This window comes from Agrococcus sp. UYP33 (assembly GCF_054060915.1).
In genome coordinates, this window is the sequence record NZ_JBSSDR010000001.1 from 236,260 (window position 1) to 258,885 (window position 22,626).

23 protein-coding genes and 1 tRNA gene are annotated in these 22,626 nt (G+C 72.7%); 12 read left to right on the top strand and 12 right to left on the bottom strand.

Annotated features, from left to right (window positions below; all coding sequences use genetic code 11):
- Positions 1-30 precede the first annotated feature (30 nt).
- The 3 genes from ACVWW9_RS01125 (at position 31) to ACVWW9_RS01135 (ending at position 2,395) form a co-directional block, all read left to right on the top strand.
- Complete coding sequence (locus tag ACVWW9_RS01125) at positions 31-552, top strand: PadR family transcriptional regulator (protein WP_456514053.1); 522 nt, start codon at positions 31-33, stop codon at positions 550-552.
- The gene (locus tag ACVWW9_RS01130) at positions 549-1,340 is read left to right on the top strand and encodes an alpha/beta fold hydrolase (RefSeq protein ID WP_456514054.1); all 792 of its coding nucleotides are present in this window, start codon (positions 549-551) and stop codon (positions 1,338-1,340) included. The genes ACVWW9_RS01125 and ACVWW9_RS01130 overlap by 4 nt, the downstream gene beginning before the upstream one ends.
- Before the next feature lie 107 nt (positions 1,341-1,447).
- The gene (locus ACVWW9_RS01135; protein WP_456514055.1) at positions 1,448-2,395 is read left to right on the top strand and encodes a DMT family transporter; all 948 of its coding nucleotides are present in this window, start codon (positions 1,448-1,450) and stop codon (positions 2,393-2,395) included.
- Here ACVWW9_RS01135 and ACVWW9_RS01140 read toward each other — a convergent pair.
- Genes ACVWW9_RS01140 through leuC form a run of 7 tightly spaced genes read right to left on the bottom strand, consistent with a single transcriptional unit; the run spans position 2,370 to position 9,229 of the window.
- Positions 2,370-2,921: a DUF488 domain-containing protein gene (locus ACVWW9_RS01140; protein WP_456514056.1), complete on the bottom strand. Its 552-nt coding sequence runs from the start codon at positions 2,919-2,921 to the stop codon at positions 2,370-2,372. The genes ACVWW9_RS01135 and ACVWW9_RS01140 overlap by 26 nt on opposite strands.
- A gap of 4 nt (positions 2,922-2,925) precedes the next feature.
- On the bottom strand, positions 2,926-4,032 hold the full coding sequence (locus ACVWW9_RS01145) for a D-alanine--D-alanine ligase family protein (RefSeq protein WP_456514057.1): 1,107 nt from the start codon (positions 4,030-4,032) through the stop codon (positions 2,926-2,928).
- Positions 4,033-4,036: 4 nt separating this feature from the next.
- Entirely contained in the window at positions 4,037-5,035 is a 999-nt protein-coding gene (locus ACVWW9_RS01150) for an NAD(P)H-dependent glycerol-3-phosphate dehydrogenase (RefSeq protein WP_245989678.1), read from the bottom strand.
- Positions 5,028-5,804: a lysophospholipid acyltransferase family protein gene (locus ACVWW9_RS01155; RefSeq protein ID WP_123695912.1), complete on the bottom strand. Its 777-nt coding sequence runs from the start codon at positions 5,802-5,804 to the stop codon at positions 5,028-5,030. The genes ACVWW9_RS01150 and ACVWW9_RS01155 overlap by 8 nt, the downstream gene beginning before the upstream one ends.
- Positions 5,804-7,120 (bottom strand): UDP-N-acetylglucosamine 1-carboxyvinyltransferase, encoded by a 1,317-nt coding sequence (murA, locus tag ACVWW9_RS01160; RefSeq protein WP_123698353.1) that lies wholly within the window; start codon positions 7,118-7,120, stop codon positions 5,804-5,806. Before murA ends, ACVWW9_RS01155 begins: the two co-directional genes overlap by 1 nt.
- 41 nt (positions 7,121-7,161) lie before the next feature.
- Positions 7,162-7,770 carry a 3-isopropylmalate dehydratase small subunit gene (gene leuD, locus ACVWW9_RS01165; RefSeq protein WP_456514058.1) on the bottom strand — a complete coding sequence of 203 codons (609 nt, stop codon included), beginning with the start codon at positions 7,768-7,770 and terminating at the stop codon, positions 7,162-7,164.
- A 1-nt stretch (position 7,771) separates the two neighbouring features.
- Entirely contained in the window at positions 7,772-9,229 is a 1,458-nt protein-coding gene (leuC, locus tag ACVWW9_RS01170) for a 3-isopropylmalate dehydratase large subunit (RefSeq protein ID WP_456514059.1), read from the bottom strand.
- 137 nt (positions 9,230-9,366) lie between these two features.
- Between leuC and ACVWW9_RS01175 the strand changes: the two genes are divergently transcribed.
- Positions 9,367-10,383, top strand: coding sequence for a magnesium and cobalt transport protein CorA (locus ACVWW9_RS01175; RefSeq protein ID WP_456514060.1), 1,017 nt, complete (start codon positions 9,367-9,369; stop codon positions 10,381-10,383).
- 62 nt (positions 10,384-10,445) lie between these two features.
- The gene (locus tag ACVWW9_RS01180; RefSeq protein WP_456514061.1) at positions 10,446-11,432 is read left to right on the top strand and encodes a malate dehydrogenase; all 987 of its coding nucleotides are present in this window, start codon (positions 10,446-10,448) and stop codon (positions 11,430-11,432) included.
- Between the two features lie 13 nt (positions 11,433-11,445).
- Here ACVWW9_RS01180 and ACVWW9_RS01185 read toward each other — a convergent pair whose 3' ends face one another.
- On the bottom strand, positions 11,446-11,886 hold the full coding sequence (locus tag ACVWW9_RS01185; RefSeq protein WP_456514062.1) for a TFIIB-type zinc ribbon-containing protein: 441 nt from the start codon (positions 11,884-11,886) through the stop codon (positions 11,446-11,448).
- A gap of 203 nt (positions 11,887-12,089) precedes the next feature.
- Between ACVWW9_RS01185 and ACVWW9_RS01190 the strand changes: the two genes are divergently transcribed.
- A complete protein-coding gene (locus ACVWW9_RS01190) occupies positions 12,090-13,985 on the top strand; it encodes an FAD-binding monooxygenase (RefSeq protein WP_456515391.1) in 1,896 nt (631 codons plus the stop codon).
- A 187-nt stretch (positions 13,986-14,172) separates the two neighbouring features.
- Here ACVWW9_RS01190 and ACVWW9_RS01195 read toward each other — a convergent pair.
- Both ACVWW9_RS01195 and ACVWW9_RS01200 read right to left on the bottom strand, forming a co-directional pair.
- Positions 14,173-14,245 (bottom strand) — tRNA-Glu (locus ACVWW9_RS01195).
- 234 nt (positions 14,246-14,479) lie between these two features.
- Positions 14,480-15,370, bottom strand: a complete 891-nt coding sequence (locus tag ACVWW9_RS01200) for a diacylglycerol/lipid kinase family protein (protein ID WP_456514063.1) — start codon at positions 15,368-15,370, stop codon at positions 14,480-14,482.
- Between the two features lie 73 nt (positions 15,371-15,443).
- Between ACVWW9_RS01200 and ACVWW9_RS01205 the strand changes: the two genes are divergently transcribed.
- Together ACVWW9_RS01205 and ACVWW9_RS01210 are read left to right on the top strand one after the other, a co-directional pair.
- Positions 15,444-16,076, top strand: a complete 633-nt coding sequence (locus tag ACVWW9_RS01205; RefSeq protein WP_354259485.1) for an MBL fold metallo-hydrolase — start codon at positions 15,444-15,446, stop codon at positions 16,074-16,076.
- 31 nt (positions 16,077-16,107) lie between these two features.
- Positions 16,108-16,869 carry a sulfite exporter TauE/SafE family protein gene (locus tag ACVWW9_RS01210; protein ID WP_456514064.1) on the top strand — a complete coding sequence of 254 codons (762 nt, stop codon included), beginning with the start codon at positions 16,108-16,110 and terminating at the stop codon, positions 16,867-16,869.
- Between the two features lie 47 nt (positions 16,870-16,916).
- Here the strand turns inward: ACVWW9_RS01210 and ACVWW9_RS01215 are convergent, their stop codons facing one another.
- Positions 16,917-17,831, bottom strand: a complete 915-nt coding sequence (locus ACVWW9_RS01215) for an NAD(P)/FAD-dependent oxidoreductase (RefSeq protein WP_456514065.1) — start codon at positions 17,829-17,831, stop codon at positions 16,917-16,919.
- Between the two features lie 28 nt (positions 17,832-17,859).
- Between ACVWW9_RS01215 and ACVWW9_RS01220 the strand changes: the two genes are divergently transcribed.
- The 3 genes from ACVWW9_RS01220 (at position 17,860) to ACVWW9_RS01230 (ending at position 19,871) form a co-directional block, all read left to right on the top strand.
- Positions 17,860-18,309 (top strand): helix-turn-helix domain-containing protein, encoded by a 450-nt coding sequence (locus ACVWW9_RS01220; RefSeq protein WP_456514066.1) that lies wholly within the window; start codon positions 17,860-17,862, stop codon positions 18,307-18,309.
- A gap of 75 nt (positions 18,310-18,384) precedes the next feature.
- On the top strand, positions 18,385-19,116 hold the full coding sequence (locus tag ACVWW9_RS01225) for an IclR family transcriptional regulator (protein ID WP_123695925.1): 732 nt from the start codon (positions 18,385-18,387) through the stop codon (positions 19,114-19,116).
- Between the two features lie 2 nt (positions 19,117-19,118).
- Positions 19,119-19,871, top strand: coding sequence for a TSUP family transporter (locus ACVWW9_RS01230; RefSeq protein WP_456514067.1), 753 nt, complete (start codon positions 19,119-19,121; stop codon positions 19,869-19,871).
- A gap of 36 nt (positions 19,872-19,907) precedes the next feature.
- Here ACVWW9_RS01230 and ACVWW9_RS01235 read toward each other — a convergent pair whose 3' ends face one another.
- The gene (locus tag ACVWW9_RS01235) at positions 19,908-21,413 is read right to left on the bottom strand and encodes an APC family permease (protein WP_456514068.1); all 1,506 of its coding nucleotides are present in this window, start codon (positions 21,411-21,413) and stop codon (positions 19,908-19,910) included.
- A gap of 145 nt (positions 21,414-21,558) precedes the next feature.
- Between ACVWW9_RS01235 and ACVWW9_RS01240 the strand changes: the two genes are divergently transcribed.
- Positions 21,559-22,578, top strand: a complete 1,020-nt coding sequence (locus tag ACVWW9_RS01240; RefSeq protein ID WP_456514069.1) for an AraC-like ligand-binding domain-containing protein — start codon at positions 21,559-21,561, stop codon at positions 22,576-22,578.
- Positions 22,579-22,626: the final 48 nt, after the last annotated feature.

Here is a 22,626-nt window from a genome sequence, read left to right on the forward strand (position 1 = left end):
TGTCGACTAGTTGCATGGTCGACTAGCGCCGTGATCCTCTCCCGCATCATCCTCGGCCTGCTCGCGATCGCGCCGATGACCGGCGCCGACCTCAAGCGCCACTTCGACTCGACCGTCACACACCTCTGGTCGGCCGACAAGGCGCAGATCTACCGCACGCTCGCCGCGCTCGTCGAGCAGGGCTTCGCGAGCGTCACCGTGGTGCCCGGCACGAACGCCCCCGACCGCCAGGAGCACCACCTCACCGACGCCGGCCGCGCCGCGCTCGTCGCGTGGCTGCGCTCCGACCTCGACCGGCAGCCCGAGCGCGAGGCCTTCCTCGCGCGGCTCTTCGTCGCCGACGCGCTCGACGACGCAGACGTCGTCGCACTCGTCGAGCGGCGCCGCGCGGCGGCGCTCGAGCAGCTCGCCGTCTACGAGGGCATCCGCGCCTCGACGCTGCCCGCCGAGGACCGCGGGCAGCGCCTGCGACTCGCCACCCTCGACCACGGCATCCGCCACGTGCGCACCGAGCTCGCGTGGCTCGACGCGCTCGAGGAGCAGCTGCGATGACCGCGTTCCCCGAGGTGCACCCGCCCCGCGTCGGGGCTGGCGCTGAGCACCGCCCGGTCGTGCTGCTGCACGGCGGCAACGTGGCCAACTGGATGTGGGAGCCGCAGCTCGGCGCCCTCGGCGACCGGCTCGCGCTCACACCGCACCTGCCCGGCTTCGGCGCGCGGATCGCGGACGACTGGCCCGGCCTCGCGGGCGCTGCCGACGACCTGGCCGACCGCATCCGCGACCTCGCCGGCGGCCGCGGCGTCGACGTCGTCGGCCTCTCGCTCGGCGGTGTCGTCGCCCTGCACCTCGCGGCCCGCCACCCTGACCTCGTCACGTCGGTGCTCGCGAGCGGCGTCGCTGCGCTGCGGGTCGGCGGCGCCGCGCGCGCGACCTCCGCGCTGCAGCTCGCCCTCTGGCACCGGCGCTGGTTCTGGAAGGCGCAGGCGGTCGCCTTCGGCCTGCCGGCCGACTCGCACGCGCCCTACGTCGAGCACGGCGTCTCGATCCGGCGCGAGACCGCCGCGGCGATGCTCGCCGAGGTCTACGCCGGCGGCGTCCCCGAGGGGCTCGCCGACTACCCGGGGCGGATGCTGCTGGTCGCCGGCGAGCGCGAGCCGCAGGTGATCCGCCGGTCGCTCGCCGCCCTCCGGCGCAGCGTGCCGCAGGCGGCGACGCGCATCGCACCCGGCATGCACCACGTCTGGAACGTCGAGGACGTCGACCGCTTCAACGGGATGCTGCGCACGTGGCTGGGCGGCGACGTCGACGACTGGCTGGTCGCGCCCGCGACCGCTCGATGACAGCGGCCGCCGCTTGCTCGCAGCGCCCGCCGCGCTTGGCGGGATCTTGCCGAACACCGGCGGCCACGGCGCTCGTGGCCGTCACCTGCCGACCGTAGGCTCACGAGGTGACCGCAGCACCGCTCCGCGCCCGAGCATCCGTCGTCGTCGCGATCGCCATCGCACTGGCGGCGTGGGCCTCGGCCTTCGTCGTCATCCGCGCCGTCGCCGACGACTTCGACCCCGGTGCGCTGACGCTCGGCCGGCTCGCCGTCGCGGTGATCGTGCTGGGCATCGCGCAGGCGGTGCACGGGTCGTGGGTGCGTCCCAGCGGCCGGCAGTGGCTGCTGCTCGGCATCTTCGGCGTCCTGTGGTTCCTCGTCTACAACCTCGCCCTCAACGCGGCGGAGCATCTGCTCGACCCGGGCACCGCGGCGCTGCTCGTCAACGTCGCGCCGCTCATCGTGGCGCTCGTCGCCGGGACGCTGCTCGGCGAGGGGTTCCCGCGCTGGCTCATCATCGGCGCGATCGTCGCCTTCGGCGGCATCGCGATCATCGGCGCGGCGACCGCGACCGGCTCGCTCAGCCTGCTCGGCGTCGTCCTCGCGCTCATCGCGGCGGTCACCTACGCCATCGCGGTGCTGCTGCAGAAGCCGCTGCTCGCCGCCCTGCCGGGCCTGCAGATCACGCTCATCGGCGTCGCGATCGGCGTCGTCGGCAGCCTCCCGTGGGGTGGCGCGCTCGTCGCGCAGCTCGCGGCAGCGCCGGCCGCGTCGACGATCGGCGTCGTGTACCTCGGGGTCGTGCCGACGGCGATCGCGTTCCTCGCGTGGGCCTACGCCCTCAAGCGGATGCCCGCCGGCCGCCTCGCGATCACCACCTACCTCGTGCCCGTGCTCGCGACCGGCATGGCATGGGTGCTGCTCGGCGAGGTGCCGCCGCCGCTCGCGCTGCTCGGCGGGCTCGTGTGCCTGAGCGGCGTGGCCCTCACGCGCGTCCGGAGCACCGCGCGTGCGGCGGACGAGACGGCCCGCGCGGCGGCGACCGAGATCACGCCGGCGGAGGAGCCGCGCTAGCGTCCGCAGGCCATCGCACGGCGCCGTCGACGGCGGTCGCCGCCTCGCTCAGCGGATGCGGGCGCAGCGTGCCGTCGTGCATGAGGTGCTGCACCTCGACGCCGTGCAGGAGCGTCGCGACGTCCGCGACGACGCGGCGATGGCACCGCCACCACACCGCCTCCGAGCACATCACCGCCGTGCGCACGCGGGATGCGTCGTCGAGCACCGACGTGAGCCCGTCGACGAAGTCGGCCGACCGCGTCCACGCGGCGTAGGCACGGAACGCGTCGACGCGCCACCAGCCGTCGGGCGAGACCGCGTCGTCGGCGGCGCTCAGCCTGCGGCGGCCGCCGAGCCGCTCCTCCCAGCGCCAGCGGATGCCGCCGGCGCCCAGCTCCGCCTCGATCGCGTCGCGCGACGCCGCCGGGTTCGCGCGGCTGCCGGGGAAGCGCCGGATGTCGACGACGAGCTCGACCCCAGCATCCGTCAGCAACGCCCGGAGGGCGTCGCCGTCGAGCCTGCCGTGGCCGACCGTCAGCAGCACGGGGCTACCGGTCCTCCTGCAGCCCCAGCTCGATCAGCTCGGTGATGAGGTCGGCGTAGGCGATGCCCGTCGCCTCCCACAGCACCGGGAACATCGAGATCGACGTGAAGCCCGGCATGGTGTTGATCTCGTTCACGACGATGCCGTGCTCGGGCGAGACGAAGAAGTCGACGCGCGCGAGGCCCGCACCCTCGATCGCCTCGAACGCGCGCACCGCGGTCGCCTGCAGCGCGGCGAGCGTCGCGTCGTCGAAGGGAGCCGGGCAGACGATGCGGGCGCCGTCACCGCCGCGGTACTTGAGGTCGAAGTCGTAGAACCGACCCTCGTCGAGCTCGATCTCGCCCGGGACCGATGCGCGCGGCAGCTCGCCGGCGCGGCCCGAGAGCACGCCGAGCTCGACCTCGCGGCCGCTCACACCCACCTCGACGAGGGCACGCGAGTCCTCCGCGAGCGCGACGGCCATCGCGCGGTCGAAGTCGAGCACCGAGTCGACGCGGCTGACGCCGACCGACGAGCCGGCGCGCGCCGGCTTCACGAAGACCGGCATCGGGAAGTCGCCGAGCCGCGCGCGCACCGCGTCCGGGTCGCGCTGCCAGTCGCCGCGCGACACGGTCATCCACGGGGCGACGCGGATGCCCGCGTGCTCGAGCACCGTCTTCGTGTAGTGCTTGTCCATGCCGACGGCGCTCGCCAGCACACCGTTGCCGACGTAGGGCAGGCCTGCGAGCTCGAGGGCGCCCTGCAGGGTGCCGTCCTCGCCGAACGGCCCGTGCAGGATCGGGAACACGACGTCGACGGTGAGCGTGCGCTCGCCCGCCTCGTCCTGCACGGTGAGCTCGCGCTCCCCCGCCACCTGCGGCAGCCGCACGCGAGAGCCGTTGTCGGCCACGACGGCCATCGCCTCGAGCGTGAGGTCGGCGGGGTCGCCGTCCCAGAGCGTCCACGCGCCCTCGGGCGTGATGCCGACGACGATGGGCTCGAAGCGCTCGCGGTCGAGGTGCCGCAGCACGCTGCCGGCGGTCGCGCACGAGATCGAGTGCTCGCTCGAGCGTCCGCCGAACAGCAGGGCGACGCGGATCCGCTGCGCGGCTCCAGGCTGGGTGTCGTGCACGGTCCTACTCCTCGATCGGCTCGTCGTCGGTCGTCAGGTGCGGCGCGATGTCGCGGGGGTCCATGGCGCCGTCGAGCACGAGGCGCACCTGCTCGAGGATCGGCATCCGCACCCCGCGGGCGGCGGCGAGCTCGGCGACCGGGTCGACGGATGCGAGGCCCTCGGCCACCTGCTCCATGCGCGCGATCACGTCGGTGCGCGAGTAGCCCATGCCGAGCAGCCGGCCGGCGGTGAAGTTGCGCGAGAGCGGCGAGCCGCACGTCGCGATGAGGTCGCCGAGGCCCGCGAGGCCGCGCAGGGTCTCGCGCTCGGCGCCGTGCGCCACCGCGAAGTCAGTGAGCTCCGCAAGTCCGCGCGTGATGATCGACGCCTTCGTGTTCTCGCCGTAGCCGACGCCGTCGACGATGCCGATCGCGAGCGCGACGAGGTTCTTCAGCACGCCGCCGAACTCGGTCCCAATGACGTCGGTGTTGATGAAGGAGTGGAAGTAGTCGTTGCGCGCGCGCTTCGCGACGTCGCGGGCCGTCGTCGGGCTCGTCGACGAGACGACGGCGGCCGTGGGCTGCTCCTGCGCGATCTCGAGCGCGAGGTTCGGGCCGGAGACGACCGCGATGCGCTCGGGATCGATGCGCAGCTCCTGCGCGATGACCTCGCTCATGCGCAGCCGCGTGCCCGCCTCGACGCCCTTCATGAGGCTCACGACCGGGGCGCCCGCCTCGATCGCGTCGCCGTGCTCGCGCAGCAGCTGGCGCAGCTGCTGGCTCGGCACGGCGAGGTACACCTGGGATGCGCCCTCGAGCGCGGCACGGATGTCGCTCGTCGCGTGGAGCGACGCGGGCAGCGTGATGCCGGGCAGGTAGCGGGTGTTGCGGCGCGACTCGTCGATCTCGCGCGCGGCCTCGGGTCGGCGCGCCCACAGCACCGTGTCGGCGCCGCCGTCGGCGAGGGTCTTCGCGAAGGTGGTGCCCCAGCTGCCGGCACCCAGCACCGCGACGTCAGCCACGCGGCAGCCCGTCGTCGCCGTCCTCGAAGCGCCCGATCTCCGACTGGCCGGCTGCCGACGGGTTCCACCGCTCGGGCGGCGGCACCTCGCCGCGCAGCTCGCCGAGCAGGGCGGCGATCGCGGCCATGAGCCGGTCGGTCGCCTCGTTCATCGCGGCCTGATCGGTGCGCCCGGCGAAGTCGCTCAGGTCGATCGGCGGGCCGAAGAGGATCTCGATGCGCTTCCGCGGGAAGGGATGGATCGTCTTCCCGTAGCGCGGCATCAGGTGCTGCGTTCCCCAGTGGGCCGCCGGGATGAGCGGCACGCCGGCCTCGAGCGCCATGCGCACCGCGCCGGTCTTGCCCCGCATCGGCCACAATCCGGGATCGCGCGTGAGCGAGCCCTCGGGGTAGATGATCACGCCGAGCTCGTCACGCACGACCTGCCGCGCGGCCTCCATCGGCGCACCCTGCGCTGCACGACCCGCGCGCTCGACGGGAATCTGCCCGGCGGCCGCGAGGATGCGTCCGACCACGGGGATCTTGAACAGGCTCGCCTTGGCCATGAAGCGCGGGATGCGACCCGACTTGTAGATCGCCACGGCCATGATGATCGGGTCGATCTCGCTGTAGTGGTTCGGCGAGAGCACGAAGGCGCCCTTCGCCGGCACGTGCTCATGCCCACGGATCTCGAGCTTCGCCATGCCCGCGACAGCAGGCAGCACGAGCGCGGCGAGGCCGCGGTAGACCGGCACCCGCTCCGCGCTCGGCGGCTTGCCGGGCAGCGCCATCAGCCCTCCACGTCGAAGTCGGCGCCCAACGTCTCGAGCTTCTCGATGAAGCGCTCGTAGCCGCGGGCGATGATCCCGACGTTCGAGATGCGGCTCGTGCCCTCTGCGGTGAGCGCGGCCACGAGGTGGCTGAAGCCGCCGCGCAGGTCGGGCACCACGACATCGGCGCCGTGCAGCTGCACCGGCCCCGCGATGACGGCCGAGTGCTGGTAGTTGCGCGCGCCGAAGCGGCACGCGTGGCTGCCGAGGCAGTCGGTGTGGATCTGGATGCGCGCACCCATCTCGACGAGCGCCTCCGTGAAGCCGAAGCGCTGCTCGTAGACCGTCTCGTGCACGATCGAGATGCCGTTCGCCTTCGCGAGCGCGACCACGAGCGGCTGCTGCCAGTCGGTCATGAAGCCGGGGTGCACATCCGTCTCGACCACGACCGGCTTGAGGTCGCCACCCGGGTGCCAGAAGCGGATGCCGTCGTCCTGGATGTCGAAGCGGCCGCCGGCCTTGCGGTAGACGTTGAGGAACGTCGTCATCTCGGGCTGGCGGGCGCCCTCGAGGAAGATGTCGCCGCCGGTCGCGAGCGCCGCGCACGCCCACGAGGCTGCCTCGTTGCGGTCGAAGAGCGCCGTGTGGCTGTAGCCGTAGAGGCGGTCGACGCCCTCGACGCGGATCGTGCGGTCGGTGTCGACCTGGATCTCGGCGCCCATCTTCTGCAGGATCGCGATGAGGTCCATGATCTCGGGCTCGACCGCGGCGTTCTTGAGCTCGGTGCGGCCCTTCGCGCGCACGGCGCCCAGCAGCACCTGCTCGGTCGCGCCGACCGACGGGTAGGGCAGCTCGATCTTCGCGCCGTGCAGGCCGTTCGGGGCCGACATGCGGATGCCGCTCGGCAGCTTCTCGACGACGGCGCCGAAGTTGCGCAGCACCTCGAGGTGGAAGTCGATCGGGCGGTCGCCGATGTGGCAGCCGCCGAGGTCGGGGATGAACGCCTCGCCCAGCTGGTGCAGCAGCGGCCCGCAGAACAGGATCGGGATGCGGCTCGAGCCGGCGTGCGCGTTGATCGACGTCTCGTGCGCCGTGCGGACGTTCGCGGGGTCGAGCGTGAGCGTGTCGCCGTCGCGCACGACGGTGACACCGTGGAGCTCGAGCAGGCCCTGCACGACGCGCACGTCGCTGATCTCGGGCACGCTGCGCAGCTCGCTCGGCGTCTCGCCCAGGAGCGCAGCGACCATCGCCTTCGTGACGAGGTTCTTCGCGCCCTTCATCTGGATGCGGCCGTTGAGCGGCTTGCCGCCGCGCACGGTGATGCGGTCGACGTTCATGCCGACGGCTGCGCCGGCATTCTTCGAGAACTCGGTCAGGTTCACGCTGTTCCTTCCCTGACGGGCTGCGTCGTGGGCATCCACGCCGGTCGGTTGGCTTCGAACGCGGTGATCGCGTCCTCATCTCGGAGGGTCAGGGCGATGTCGTCGAGGCCCTCGAGCAGGCGCCAGCGAGTGTAGTCATCGATCTGGAAGTCGTGCGTGACGCCGCCCGCGGTCGCGGTGCGCGCCTCGAGGTGGACGGTCACGGGCTCGCCCGGGTTCGCCTTCGCGACCGCCCAGAGCGCCTCCATGGCGCTCTCGGAGATCTGCCCGACGAGCAGCCCCTGCTTGCCCGCGTTGCCGCGGAAGATCTCGCCGAAGCGCGGGCCCAGCACGGCGGTGATGCCGAAGTCGCGCAGCGCCCAGACGGCGTGCTCGCGGCTCGAGCCGGTGCCGAAGTCGTGACCGACGACGAGCACGCCGCCGTGGCGGTAGGGCTCCTGGTTGAGCACGAACGTGGGGTCCTGGCGCCACGAGTGGAAGAGGGCGTCGTCGTAGCCCGTCTTCGTGACGCGCTTGAGGAACACCGCGGGGATGATCTGGTCGGTGTCGACGTTCGATCGCTCGAGCGGGATGATCGGCCCGGTCAGCGTGCGGATCTTGTCCATGTCAGGCCTCCTCGGTCTGCTGGCCGTGCTGGGTGTCCTGCGTGTTCTGGCTCTGTGCCTGCAGATCCCAGGGGCTCGACAGTGTGCCGCGGATCGCGGTCGCCGCCGCGACGAGCGGCGACACGAGGTGCGTGCGGCCGCCCTTGCCCTGGCGGCCCTCGAAGTTGCGGTTCGAGGTCGACGCGCAACGCTCACCGGGGGCGAGCTGGTCGGGGTTCATGCCGAGGCACATCGAGCAGCCGGCGAAGCGCCACTCGGCGCCGAAGTCCTTGAACACCTTGTCGAGCCCTGCGGCCTCGGCCTCGAGGCGCACCCTGGCCGAGCCCGGCACGACCATGACGCGCACGCCATCCGCCTTCTTCTGGCCGCGGATGATGTCGGCGGCCGCCGTGAGGTCCTCCATGCGCGAGTTCGTGCAGGAGCCGATGAAGACGGTGTCGACCGGGATCTCCTTGAGCTTCGTGCCCGGAGCGAGGTCCATGTACTCGAGCGCGCGCTCGGCGGCGGCGCGGTCGTTGGGGTCGTCGAACGAGGCCGGGTCGGGCACCACGCCCGAGAGCGACGCACCCTGGCCGGGGTTCGTGCCCCAGGTGACGAAGGGCTCGAGCAGGTCGGCGTCGATCGTGATCTCGTTGTCGAAGACCGCGTCGTCGTCGGTCGGGAGCGTGCGCCAGTACTCGAGCGCGGCATCCCAGTCGGCGCCCTTCGGCGCGTGCGGCTTGTCCTTGACGTAGGCGAAGGTCGTCTCGTCGGGCGCGACCATGCCGGCACGTGCGCCCGCCTCGATCGACATGTTGCAGATCGTCATGCGGCCCTCGATCGAGAGAGCGCGGATGGCGCTGCCGCGGTACTCGAAGACGTAGCCGGCGCCGCCACCGGTGCCGATCTTCGCGATCACGGCGAGGATGATGTCCTTCGCGGTGACGCCGGGGCGCAGCGTGCCCTCGACGTTGATCGCCATCGTCTTGAAGGGCTTGAGCGGGAGCGTCTGCGTCGCCATGACGTGCTCGACCTCGCTCGTGCCGATGCCGAACGCCATCGCGCCGAAGGCGCCGTGCGTCGACGTGTGCGAGTCGCCGCACACGACCGTGACGCCTGGGAGCGTGAGCCCGAGCTGCGGGCCGACGAGGTGCACGATGCCCTGCTCCTTGTCGCCGAGCGAGTGGATGCGCACGCCGAACTCCGCTGCGTTGTGGCGCAGCGTCTCGATCTGCTTGCGGCTCGTCGGGTCCTGGATGGGCTTGTCGATCTCGAGCGTCGGCGTGTTGTGGTCCTCGGTCGCGACGGTGAGGTCGGTGCGCCGGAGGCCGCGGCCCGCCTGCCGGAGGCCGTCGAAGGCCTGCGGGCTCGTCACCTCGTGGACGAGGTGGAGGTCGATGTAGATGAGGTCGGGTGTGCCGTCGGCACCCTTGACGACGACGTGGTCGTCCCACACCTTCTCTGCGAGCGTCCTGCCCATTTCCGTCTCCCCAGCACTTGTCGACCGCGACCGGCCATCTCCCGAGTCTACGCGTCGGGGCGATCCGCTCCCCTGACGGCGAACACGCTCGGCAGGGCGCCGCATTCCCGAGCGCCTGCCCGACGTACAGTGCTCCCATGCCCATCGCCGACGCATCCGTCTGGGCGCACGGCGCCCGCGTGGCTGATCCCGTGCCGTTCGACCGGGTGTTCGAGACCGCCGCAGAGCGGGGCGGCTTCGCGTGGGTCGACCTCGTCGACCCGACCGAGGCGGAGCTCCGGCAGGTGGCCGACGAGCTCGACCTGCACCACCTGCTCGTCGAGGACGTCATCTCTCGCGGGCAACGGCCGAAGCTCGAGCCCTACGGCGACACCGAGTACTGCGTCGTGCACCGGGTCGAGGCGCGGGGCGACGCCGACGACGACGAGCTCGTCGGGCGCGAGGTGCACGCGATCCTGAGCGAGCGCTGCATCGTCACGGTCTCGTGGCACGGCGACGACGCCCCCACCCGCGTGCGCGAGCGCTTCGAGCGCGGCATCCTGCCGCTCGAGCTCGCGCCCCGCACCGTGCTCTACGCGATCCTCGACGACATCGCCGACGCGCACGAGAGGCTGGCGATGGCGGTGCACGGGCAGATCGAGGGCGTCGAGGACATCTTCTTCGGCGAGGAGCACCCGCCGACCGTCGAGATCTACCGCGCGATGCGCCGGGTGCTGACGCTGCAGCGCGCCGCGGATCCGATGAGCGACGTCGTCTCGCGGGTCGCCGCGCGCGTCGGCGACGACCAGCTCGAGCTGCGGCGCCACCTCCGCGACGTGGACGACCACGCCCGGCGCACCGCGACGCGGCTGAGCGGCGACCGCGACCTGCTCGCGAGCATGCTGCAGCTCGCCTCCGCGCGCGTCGCCGAGCGGCAGAACGACGAGCTGCGCTCGATGACCGAGCACCAGATCGAGCAGAACGACCAGACGAAGAAGGTCACGTCGTGGGCGGCGATCCTCTTCGCGCCGACGCTCATCGCCGGCATCTACGGCATGAACTTCACCCACATGCCCGAGCTGCACTGGCTGCTCGGCTACCCGTTCGCGATCGTGCTCATGCTCGCGTTCGCGGGCGTGCTGTACCTCGTCTTCAGGCGGCGGCGCTGGCTGTAGGACGCGCTGGCCTCATCCGGAACCACTGGCCGCGCCGAGGCCGGGAGGTGCACGATGGTCGCATGACCGCTCCCCTCACGATCGCCGTCACCGGCGGCGCCGGCCAGATCGGCTACCAGCTGCTGTTCCGCATCGCCGCCGGCGACATGCTCGGCCCCGACCAGCCCGTGCGGCTGCGCATCCTCGAGGTGCCGCAGGCGATGGCGGCGCTCGAGGGCGTCGTCATGGAGCTGCAGGACGCCGCCTTCCCGCTGCTCGCGTCGGTCGACACGACGGCGGATGCGTCGGTCGCCTTCGAGGGGGCCGACCACGCGCTGCTCGTCGGCGCGCGGCCCCGTGCGAAGGGCATGGAGCGGTCCGACCTGCTCGCCGCGAACGGGGCGATCTTCGCCGCCCAGGGGCGCGCGATCCAGGAGGCTGCGAGCGACCGCATCCGCATCACCGTGACCGGCAACCCGGCCAACACCAACGCGCTCATCTCCGCGGCGGCCGCGCCCGACATCCCGCGCGAGCGATTCTCGGCGCTCACCCGGCTCGACCACAACCGCGCGATCGCGCAGCTCGCCGCGAAGACCGGCGCGCCGGTCGCCGACGTGCGGCGGATGATCGTGTGGGGCAACCACTCGGCGACGCAGGTGCCCGACATCACGCACGCGACCGTCGGCGGTGAGCCGGCGGTCGACCTCGTCGAGCGCGAGTGGGTGAAGGGCGAGTTCGTGCCGACCGTCGCCAATCGCGGCGCGGCGATCATCGAGGCGCGCGGCGCCTCGTCGGCCGCCTCTGCGGCGGCGGCCACGATCGACCACGTGCGTGACTGGGTGCTCGGCACAGCCGATGGCGACTGGACCTCGATGTCGGTCATCTCGCGCGGCGAGTACGGCGTACCCGAGGGGCTCGTGTCGTCGTTCCCGGTCACGACCGCCGACGGCGACTGGTCGATCGTCGAGGGCCTCGAGCTCGACCTCGACGTCGAGGCGCAGGTGCGCTCGTCCGTCGCCGAGCTCGACGACGAGCGGACGCAGGTGCGGGCGCTCGGCCTGCTGGGCTGAGCGCCTCCCGCGATCAGCCGAGGATGTCGCCGAGCCAGCCGCCGCGGCTGCGGCGCTGCTGCTGGTCGTAGCGCCCGCGCTGCCCGCCGGAGCGCTCCTGCACCATGCGGAGGGCCTTGTCGGCGAGCTTGCCGACGGTGTCGGTCGATCCGGACTGCTGGCCGGGCTGCTGGGCGTAGGGCTGCTGGCCGCCAGCCTGCTGGCCGTACGGCTGCTGGTGGCCGTACGACTGCTGCCCGTGGCCCTGCTGCTGGCCGTGGCCCTGGCCGTAGGGCTGCTGCTGTCCGGCGGAGGACTGGTGGCCGTAGTCCGGCTGCTGCTGCTCCGCGCGCTCGATGATCTTGTCGAGCTCACCGCGGTCGAGCCAGATGCCTCGGCACTCCGGGCAGTAGTCGATCTCGATGCCGCTCCGCTCGCTCATCACCAGGGTCGCTGCGTCGTTCGGGCACTGCATGGGCGTCTCCTTCCAGACGCGACGAGCCTGACGCATCCGCCTGTGGCCGAGCCCAGTGCCTGGCGCGTGCCGCCGCAAGCCCGTGCTTGTCCGCGTCCGAGCCGCACCGTATGCTCGTACTCAGTAGTTGAAGCCGGTGTTCAGATATAGAACACTGCGAGACCATGTCGTCCGACGTCCCACAGAGAAGTGAGGCAGCTGCCGTGCAGTTCCACCACCACGGATACGTGTCCACCGACCCGCGCATGCAGCCCGCCGCAGGCATCGGACTCGACCGGCCGACGACGCTCCCCGACGAGGTCGACGTGCTCATCGTCGGGACGGGGCCCGCCGGCATGATCACCGCCGCGCAGCTCGCGCAGTTCCCCGACGTCAACGTGCGCATCATCGAGCGCCGACCGGAGCGGCTCGCGATCGGGCAGGCCGACGGCATCCAGGCACGCAGCGTCGAGACCTTCCAGGCCTTCGGCTTCGCCGAGCACATCACGGCGGAGGCGTACCGGATCACCGAGATGGCCTTCTGGGGACCCGACCCCGAGGACCCGACGCGCATCGTCCGCGGTGCGACGCCCGACGACGACCCCGCGGGGATCAGCGAGTTCCCGCACCTCATCGTGAACCAGGCGCGCGTGCTCGACTACTTCGCCGAGGCGGCGCGGTTCGCCCCCGGCCGCGTCGAGCCCGACTACGGCTACGAGTTCAAGACCCTCGAGGTGACCGACGAGGGCGAGTTCCCCGTCGTCGTGACCCTCTCCCACACCTCCGGCGACCGGAAGGACGAGGAGCGGATCATCCGCGCCAAGTACGTCGTCGGCGCGGACGGCGCCCGCAGCGCGGTGCGCTCGGCGATCGGCTGTACGCTCGCGGGCCAGTCGGCGAACCACGCGTGGGGCGTCATGGACGTGCTCGCGGTGACGGACTTCCCCGACATCCGCACGAAGTGCGCGATCCAGTCGGCGTCGGGCGGCAACATCCTGCTCATCCCCCGGGAGGGCGGCTACCTCTTCCGCATGTACGTCGACCTCGGCGAGGTGCCCGAGGACGACCGCGGCGCGGTGCGCAAGACCACGGTCGAGCAGATCATCGCCAAGGCGAACGCCATCATCGCGCCCTACACGCTCGATGTGCGGAACGTGGCGTGGAGCAGCGTCTACGAGGTCGGCCACCGGCTCACCGACCGCTTCGACGACGTGCTCGCCGACGAGCGCGGCACCCGCACGCCGCGCGTCTTCATCGCCGGCGACGCGTGCCACACGCACAGCGCGAAGGCGGGCCAGGGCATGAACGTGTCGATGCAGGACGGGTTCAACATCGGCTGGAAGCTCGGCCACGTGCTCGACGGCCGCGCGCCCGAGTCGCTGCTCGACACCTACTCGCTCGAGCGGCAGGTGGTCGCGCAGGCGCTCATCGACTTCGACAAGGAGTGGTCGACGCTCATGGCGAAGCCGGTGAGCGAGCTCGGCAGCCCGCAGGAGGTCGCCGAGTTCTACACGCGCACGGCGGAGTTCCCGGCCGGCTTCATGACGCAGTACGAGCCGTCGATGATCGTCGGCAGTCCCAAGCACCAGGAGCTCGCGACCGGCTTCCCGATCGGCAAGCGCTTCAAGTCGGCGCGCGGCGTCAAGGTGTGCGACACGAACCCGGTGCACATCGGCCACTTCCACCAGGCCGACGGCCGCTGGCGGATCTACGCCTTCGCCGACAGCGCCGCCCCCGGGCAGGCCTCGGCGCTCGCCGAGTGGGCGGCGTGGCTCGCGCACGACCCGCAGTCCCCCATCGCCGTGCACACCCCGGCGGGGCGCGACACGAGCGCGCTCTTCGACGTGCGGGCGATCTACCAGCAGGGCCACCACGACATCGACCTGAACGACGTGCCGGAGGCGTTCAAGCCCATCGTCGGACCGTTCGGGCTCATGAACCTCGAGAACGTCTACGCGACGCTCCCCGACGACGACATCTTCGACGTGCGCGGCATCTCGCGCGACGGCGCCGTCGTGGTCGTGCGCCCCGACCAGTACGTCGCGCACGTGCTGCCGCTCACCGCGACGGACGAGCTCGCGGCGTTCTTCCGCGGGGCGCTGACGCCCGCAGCCGCGTAGTCGGTGCATGCAGGGGCCCGGTCGCATGTCGGCCGGGCCCTTCGCGTGCGTCCCGCCGTGCGTTCGATCGGCCCGAGCGGCGGGCGGAGCGCACATGGCGCTCGACGGCGCGCTGTGCCCGATCGGACGCACTCGCCCGCGAACAGCGAAGCGCCCCCGGTCGATGACCGGGGGCGCTGTCTCACTGTGACCCCAGCGGGATTCGAACCCGCGTTACCGCCGTGAGAGGGCGGCGTACTAGGCCGCTATACGATGGGGCCGGTGTCGCTGTCCTGCGAAAGCAACCTGGATAGTGTGCCACACGGATCGGCGCAGTTCCAAATCGGGTGGGTTGCGGCCGCTGGAGATGCGTCGGTGGGCGTGTCGCGACCGGGGCGTGGCGCGGGAGTTCGGGCAGCGTCCTCGGCCCGGGTTGCGGTACGAACGTGTCGTCTCGGGGCCTCGCAGGCGACACTTCGGTACCGCAATCGGGCGGGCGCCCAGAGGCCGGACCGTCAAGGCAGGCGGTGCACCTGCAGGGCGCCGGGCATCACGCTGCAGCGGACCGGCAGCCGACCGACGATCTCGCCGTCGGCGCAGACGATCACCGTCTCGTCGCTCGCGATCTCGGCGGTCTCACAGTCGACGACCGTGACGCGCCGATCGCTCGTGTGCGTGCCGCGCAGCACCCGCGCGAGCAGCGCGAGGAACGCCGGGTACCGCAGCTCGTCGGCGAAGACGGCGGTGAGTCGACCGTCGCGCATCGACGCGTCCGGCGCGATGGGGATGCCGCCGCCGAAGGTGCGGTTGTTCGCGATCGCGGCGACGAGCGTGCGCCAGGTGCGCTCCGCTCCCCCGTCGAGCCGCACCCGGAACGTGCGATGCTGCGGCCGCAGCACCGTCGCGAGGATCGACGCCTGGTAGCGGATGCGGCTCGGCACGCGGGTGAACCGGAACGACCGCACGTTGACGTCGGCATCGAACCCGACCGAGACGACGCCCGCGGCGATGGTCACGCCGTCGGGGTGCTCGATGCGGAGGAGGTCGACGCGGTCGGGCTCGGACGCGAGCATGGCCTCCAGCCCGTCGAGGGCCGCCTGCAGCGACCCGATCCCGAGGCCCGCCGCGAAGTCGTTGCCGCTGCCCGCCGGGATCACGACCAGCCGCTTCGACGTGCCGCCGACGATGTTGACCCCGAGGTGCACCATGCCGTCGCCGCCCACGACGACGAGGGCATCCGCTCGGATCATCGCGAAGCGCGTCTGCTCGAGCTGGCCCGCGTAGTCGGCCGCGGCGATGTGCTCGACCTCGTTGCCGAGATCCGCGATGCGTGCCGCGACGATCGCGCCGAGCGCGCCGTTGTGGCCGAAGCGGGCGGTGGGGTTCGAGGCGACGACGATGCGCACGCGACAGAGCCTAGGGGCGGGCGGGAGCCATACGAGTGCGCGCCGACGGTCGCGAGCGCATATCGTGGAGCGCATGCGAGTGACGAAGCGAGAGCACGCCTGCATGATCCTCGACGAGGAAGGGCAGCAGCTCGTCATCGACCCGGGCAACCAGACGGGTGCGGTCGTCGCGCGTGGCCTGGTCGCGATCGTGATCACGCACGAGCACGCAGACCACTGGGACGTGCCGCACCTCGAGGCGCTGCGCGCCGCCCACCCGTCGGCGCGCATCTTCGCGCCCGCCGGCGTCGCCGCCGCGGCCGAGGGCTTCGACATCACCGTGGTCGAGGCGGGCGAGCGCGTGACGGCCGGCCCGTTCCGGCTGCGCTTCTTCGGCGGCACGCACGCCGAGATCCACCGCACCATCCCGCTCGTCGACAACCTCGGCGTGCTCGTGAACGAGCGCTTCTACTACCCGGGCGACTCCTACGCGACGCCCGACGTGCCGGTCGCCGTGCTCGCGACGCCGGCGGGCGCCCCGTGGCTGAAGATCGGCGACGTGATCGACTTCGTCACCGAGGTCGCCCCGCGCGCGACCTTCGCCGTGCACGACGCGCCGCTCTCCCCCATGGGCCTGGGCATGGCCCACGGCCGCATCGAGGCCGCGGTGCAGGAGGGTGGCGGCGAGCACCACCGACTGGAGCCCGGCGACTCGATCGAGGTCTAGTGCCGCACCCGCTCCCAGGGGCGGCCTCCGCGTGATCGACCCCGTCACGCTGCTGCTCTACGCGGCAGCGCTGCTCATCGCGACCGTCGCCCAGCGCGTCATCGGCCTCGGGTTCGGGCTCATCATGGGCCCGGTCTCGGTGATGGTCGCCGGCCCCATCGCGGCCGTGCCGCTCAACTGCATCTTCGCGACCGTCGGCTGCGCGCTCATGCTGCCGGGCGTCTGGCGCGACGTCGACTGGCGGCGCCTCGCCTGGCTCGTGCTGCCGGCGATCCCCGCGAGCGTCGCCGGGCTGCTGCTCGCGCGCACGGTGCCGGCGGATGCGCTGCGCATCGCCGTCGGCGTCGTCACGATCGCGGGCCTGCTGCTCTCGCTCGCCTTCACCCGCTCCCGCCACACGCTCGACGGCCCCGCGACGCGCATCACCGCCGGGCTCGCCATCGGCGGACTCAACGCGGCGGTGGGCGTCGGCGCACCGCCGGTCGGCGCGTACGCGCTCGTCAGCCGCTGGACGCCGCGCACGATGGCCGCGACGATGCAGCCGTTCTGGGTCGTGCTCAACCTCTCGACGCTCGCCGGGCGCGAGCTGCTCGTGCCGCAGGGCTTCCCCGAGTGGCCCTGGTGGGCGTGGCTCGGGGCGTCGGCGGCCGCCGTCCTCGGCACCCTGCTCGCGCACCGCATCGCCCACCTCGTGCCCGAGCGCGCGGCGCGCGTCACGATCGTGGTCCTGTCGCTCGCCGGCGGCGCCGCCGTCATCGCGAGCGGCGTCGCGGGCCTCCTCGCCGCCGCCTGACGCCGCCGGCCCCGACGGCGCCCGGCCCGGCAGCCCGCCCGACCGCGCTACGCGATCAGCGCCCGCACGACGCCGAGCGCGGCCATCTGCCCGGCCGCTGCGCTCGCGATGACCGAGTGGCCAGGGCCGGCGGTCGCCCGGTGCGCGGCGTCGCCCGCGGCGAAGACCCGCGGCACGCTCGTGGCGCCCACCTCGTCGACCTCGATCGCGCCGTCCGGCAGCATCGCGCATCCGAGGTTCTCCGGCAGCGCCGACCGCTGCACCCACGCGCCGCCGGTGAGCACGCCGTCGCACGGCAGCACGTCGCCGTCCTCGAGCCGGATGCCGACGAGCCGCCCGTCCCGCTCCTCCACGCCGACCGCGCGCCGCGCATCGACCGCGATGCCGAGCGGCTCGAGCCCAGCGACGACCGCAGGGTCGAGTGGCACGCCGTCGGTCAGCCACGTGAGGTGCTCGGCGACGCCCGCCATCATCCGCAGCGGGTGCTCGCGCTGCGGCTCACCGCCCAGCACGATCACCCGCTCGCCCAGCTCGTGGCCGTGGCAGAACGGGCAGTGCGCGACCTGCCCGCCCCAGTGCCGGGCGAGCCCCGGCAGCGGGAGCGGCAGGTCTGCGACGCCGGTCGCGAGGATCAGGTGGCGGGCCCGCAGGAGAGCGCCGTCCGCGAGCTCGACGCGCACCTCGTCGTCGGTCGCGCGAGCGTCCACCACAGCGCCGTCCGTGATCCGCACGGTGGCGTACGCGCCGAGCTGCTCGCGCGCGATGGCGCGGAACTCGGCGGGCGGTGTGCCGTCGCGCGTGACGACGTTCTGCATGTGGGCCGCGGCGGCGTTGCGCCCCGCCCCTTCGTCGACGAGCGCGACGGTGCGGTGCACCCGCGCGAGGGTGAGGGCGGCCTGCAGCCCGGCGGGGCCGCCGCCGAGGACGATGCAGTCGAGGAGCTCGGTGTCAGGAGTTGCCATGTGCACCAGGATGTGACTTCATGTCGACATGAGGTCAAGTCTGCTGTCGATCGGCGAGCTAGCGAGCGAGTTCGGGCTCGAGCCGCACGTGCTGCGCCACTGGGAGTCGGAGGGCGTGCTCGCGCCGACGACGCGCGTCGGCGGCAAGCGGCGCTACGACGACGCGGCGCGGATGCGCATCGGCACCATCCTGCGCGGCCAGGACGCGGGGATGTCGCTCGCCGCCATCCGCGCCGTGCTCGCGACCTCGAGCGCAGCCGAGCGGCACGCGATGCTCGCCGACCAGGTGGCCGCGCTCGAGCAGCGGCAGGCGGAGCTCGAGGCGGCGCTCGCGGTCGTCCGCCACCTGCAGTCGTGCGAGCACAGCGACTTCGCACAGTGCCCCGGGTTCCGCGACCTGATCACCGCGGAGCCGCAGCCGATCGCGCCCTCGCCGCGGGTGCACGCTCGCGCCCGACGCGAACGAGCCGCTATCTGAACGCCCTGTTCTATGCTTGCGACACGCGCTCGGCACGTGCGATGACGAGCGGGAGCGACACGGAAGCGAGCGACGATGCCCGAGCCCCGCACGACCCCCGCGAAGGGCGCCGGCGGCGCGGGTGACACGAGCGGCTCCCAGACGCTCTCCCGCGGCCTGACCGCCCTCGCGCTGCTCGCGGACCACGGCAGCCAGACGATCCAGTCGCTCGCCGACCTGCTGGGCGTGCACCGCTCGGTGGCCTACCGGCTCGTCCGCACGCTCGAGGAGCATCGGCTCGTCGTGCGCGCCGGCGGCCTGCTCTCGCTCGGACCGCAGCTCGTCGTGCTGGCGCGCGACGTCGAGCACGACCTGCAGTCGGCGTCCCTCCCCCACCTGCAGCAGCTCGCCGACGAGCTGGGCATGACCGCGTTCCTGACGGTGCGCGACGGCGACGACGCCGTCACGCTCGTGACGGCCGTGCCGCGCGGCGTGAACGCATCCGTCGCCCAGCATCCCGGCCACCGCCATCCCATCGCGCTCGGCGCGCCCGGCATCGCGATCCAGGCGATGCTCGACGACGCGGTCTGGCGCGAGCTCGGGCACGACGAGCCGATGCACCCCGAGGTCGCCTCGGTGCGCTCGCGCGGCTGGGCGGTGAGCGCGAACGAGGTGATCCAGGGCATCACGTCGGTCGGCGCCCCCATCCGCGACCGCCGGTCGACGGATGCGTCCGTCGCGGTCGTGACCGTCGGCCAGCCGGACACCGACGCGCTCGGGCGTGCCGTGGTGGCGACGGCCGCCGCGATCGCGGCCGACCTGCGCTGAGCGTGGACCTCGTCTCGTTCGTCGTCGCGCTCGTCGCGGTGCTCATCGGCGCCGTCGGCCAGCGGATGATCGGCATGGGCTGGGGGCTCGTCGTCACGCCCGCGATCGCCCTCGTCGCGGGCCCGCTCGCGGCCGTGCTCGTCGTGAACCTCTACGGCGCGATCGCGTGCCTTGTGATCCTCCCGACGGTCTGGCGCGACGTCGACTGGCGGCGGCTGCTGTGGATCGCGATCCCCGCGGTCGCGCTCATGGTGCCGGGGCTGCTGCTCGCGAAGGGGCTCGACACCGACCTGCTGCGCGTCGTCGTCGGCGCCATCGCGATCGCCGGCGTCGTCATCAGCGTCGCGTTCACGAGCGCGGCCCGCACCCACGACGGGCCGGTGCTCCGCGTCGCCACGGGCACCGTGATCGGCGTGCTCAACGCGAGCGTCGGCATGGGTGCGCCGGCGGTCGGCGTCTACTCGCTCGTCTCCGGGTGGCAGGACCGCACGTTCGTCGCCACGATGCAGCCGTTCTGGGTGCTCGTGAGCGGCGCGATCGTCGTCGTGCGGCCCTTGGTCGCGCCCGACGGCTCGCCGGACTGGCCGCTCTGGGCATGGCTCGTGCTCGCGGTGCCGGTCGTGGCCGGCGTGCTGCTCGGCAACCGCCTCGCCCACCTCGTGAACCGCACCGTCGTGCGAGCCGCCATCATCGGCCTGTCGGTGCTCGGCGGCGGCGCCCTCATCGTGACGGGCGCGATGGGCCTCGCCGGCTGACGCGGTCCGTTCGGCCCGCGCCAGCCAAAGCCCGCTTCAGCGGGCGTCCGTGCGCACCGCGGGCATGACGCCCGTGCCGATCGACTCGAACGCCTCCGGCCGCCGGTGCCGCGCGTGCAGCGCGATCGCCACCCCGACCACGGCGGCGACGACGAGCAGCCCCGGGAGCACGAACGTGAGCGGCGTCGACGACTCCTGGCCCAGCAGCAGGTTCCAGTTCGAGAGCGTCAGCACCGTCACCGTCGCGAAGAAGACCGCCGCGATCGCCGGCGCGATGAGCCGCGACCAGGTCGTCGTGTCGCGCCGGTCGCGGGCGAAGAAGCCGATGACCGCCGCCGAGACGACCGCCATGAGCACGATGAGCCCGAGCGCGCCGAGGTTGGTCAGCCAGGTGAAGAGGGTGAGCACCGGGTAGAGCGGCCCGAGCTCGCTGCCGGTGCCCGCGATCGCGAAGGCGATCACGATGACGGCCGCGAGCACCGACTGCGCCATCGAGCCGAGCGCGGGCGCGCCGCGGCCGTTCGCGCGCCCGAAGGCTCGGGGCAGCATGTGCTCGCGCCCGAGCGCGAAGGCGTAGCGGGCGACGGCGTGGTGGAACGAGATGAGTGCGGCCAGCAGGCTCGAGATGAAGAGCACCTGGCCGATGTCGGCCATGAGGGTGCCGGCGCGGTCGCCCAGCTCGACGAAGAGCAGGTCGGGACCGTTCGCCTGCGCGTTCGCGACGACGGCGCTCGGGCCGCTGCTCATCTGCATCGCCCACGCGCTGAAGGCGTAGAAGAGGCCGATGACGATGACCGCCGCGTAGGTCGCGCGCGGCACCGTGCGCGCAGGGTCGCGCGCCTCCTCCGTGTAGATAGCCCCCGACTCGAAGCCCATGAAGGCGGCGATGCCCATGACGAGCACGACGCCGATGCCGGTCGCGAAGAGATCGCCCGGCAGGAAGCCGGCGGCCGAGATGCCCTCGGGAGCCGTGCCGAGGGCCAGCAGATCGTAGACGATCACGACGAGGAACTCGAGGGCGACGAGCACGCCGACCACCTTGACCGAGACGTCGACCCGGTTCACGCCGAGCACCGCGATGAGCGCGATGGCGACGAGCACGAAGACCCACCACGGGATCTCGACGCCGGTCTTGGCCGCGACGAAGCTCGAGGTCGCGAAGCCGAGCATGCCGTAGATGCCGATCTGCATGGCGTTGTAGGCCACGAGCGCCGTCCAGGCGCTGCCGACCCCCGCCTCCGGACCGAGGCCGCGCGCGATGTAGGCGTAGAAGGCGCCCGCGTTGCGCACGTGCCGGCTCATCGCGACGTAGCCTGCCGCGTAGATGAGCAGCCCCGCGGCGAGCAGCAGCATGCCGAGCGGCACTCCGGTGATGCCGGAGACCGCGTAGTTCGTCGTCACGCCGCCCGCGACGACGGTGAGCGGCGCGGACGCCGCGATGATCATGAAGACGATCGCGGGCACGCCGAGGCGCCCGACGCCGCCGCCGAGGGCGGTGCGCGAGCGCTCCGTCGCGCCGGTCTCCTGAGATGCGATGGCCATGGCAGCTCCCTTGCTGTCACCGATGTTGCATCCGATGCTCGTCCTCGCCCGTAGCGATCGAGGGCCACCGGCTTGACGCACCGCGCACGATCGCCGCGGCGGCTATCCTGGCGACGACCGCACCGGCGCGGCGGCAGGAGGCACGGTGGCAGGCAACTTCGACTTCCCCCCGCTCGAGGGTCCGACCCACGGCATCGCGGCGTGGCGCCGCGAGGTGGCGACGAGCTTCGTGCCCCTCGACGTGCATCCGCTCGGCGACACGCCGTTCTGGGCGCGCAGCAGCCGGATCGACGTCGGCGAGGTGTCGGTGTTCCGCATCGAGCACGCGCCGAGCGTCGTGGCGCGCACGCCGAAGCTCGTGCGCCGGAGCCCGTCCGACCTCATCAAGGTGAGCCTCCAGCTCGAGGGCGAGGAGCTCATCGAGCAGGACGGCCGCGTCGCGCTCCTGCACGCCGGCGACCTCGCCATCTACGACACCTCGCGCCCCTACGCGCTGCGGTTCGACGGGCCCACGAGCCTGCTCGTCTTCACGTTCCCGCACGGCTACCTCGACATCCCCCGCGACGAGCTCGCGGCCGTCACCGCGACGGCCTTCGCACTCGAGTCGCCGCTCGGCCGCGTCGTCAACCCGTTCCTCGTCGGGCTCGCCCACAGCCTCTCGGAGCTGCCGGGCGCGAACGGCCAGCGCCTCGCGCGCACGGGCCTCGACCTGCTCATGACGCTCGTCTCGACGCAGCTGCAGCAGGGCGTGCAGCGCGACCCGCGCCGGCAGCTGCTGCACGAGCTGCTCGCCACGATCGACCGCATGCTCGACGACCCGTCGCTCTCCCCCGCAGCGATCGCCGCGGCCCACTACATCTCCACCCGGCACCTGCACGCCGTCTTCGCCGAGCACGGCATCACCGTCGCCGGCTGGATCCGCGAGCGCAGGCTCGAGCACATCCGGCGCGACCTCGCCGACGCCTCGATCGCCGACCAGCCGATCGCCCGCATCGCCGCGCGCTGGGGGCTCGTCAACCCCGCCCACTTCTCGCGCCTCTTCCGCACCACGTTCGGGCAGAGCCCGAGCGAGTACCGCGCGTCGACCTCGCTCGAGCCCGCGTCGGCGCCCGCACCCGCGCCCGCACCCGCCGACGAGCATCGCCTCGCAAGCAGCCTGCGCTGAGGGGCAACCGCCCGGACCTCGGCCGCGCCTAGCGTGAGGAGCACGCTG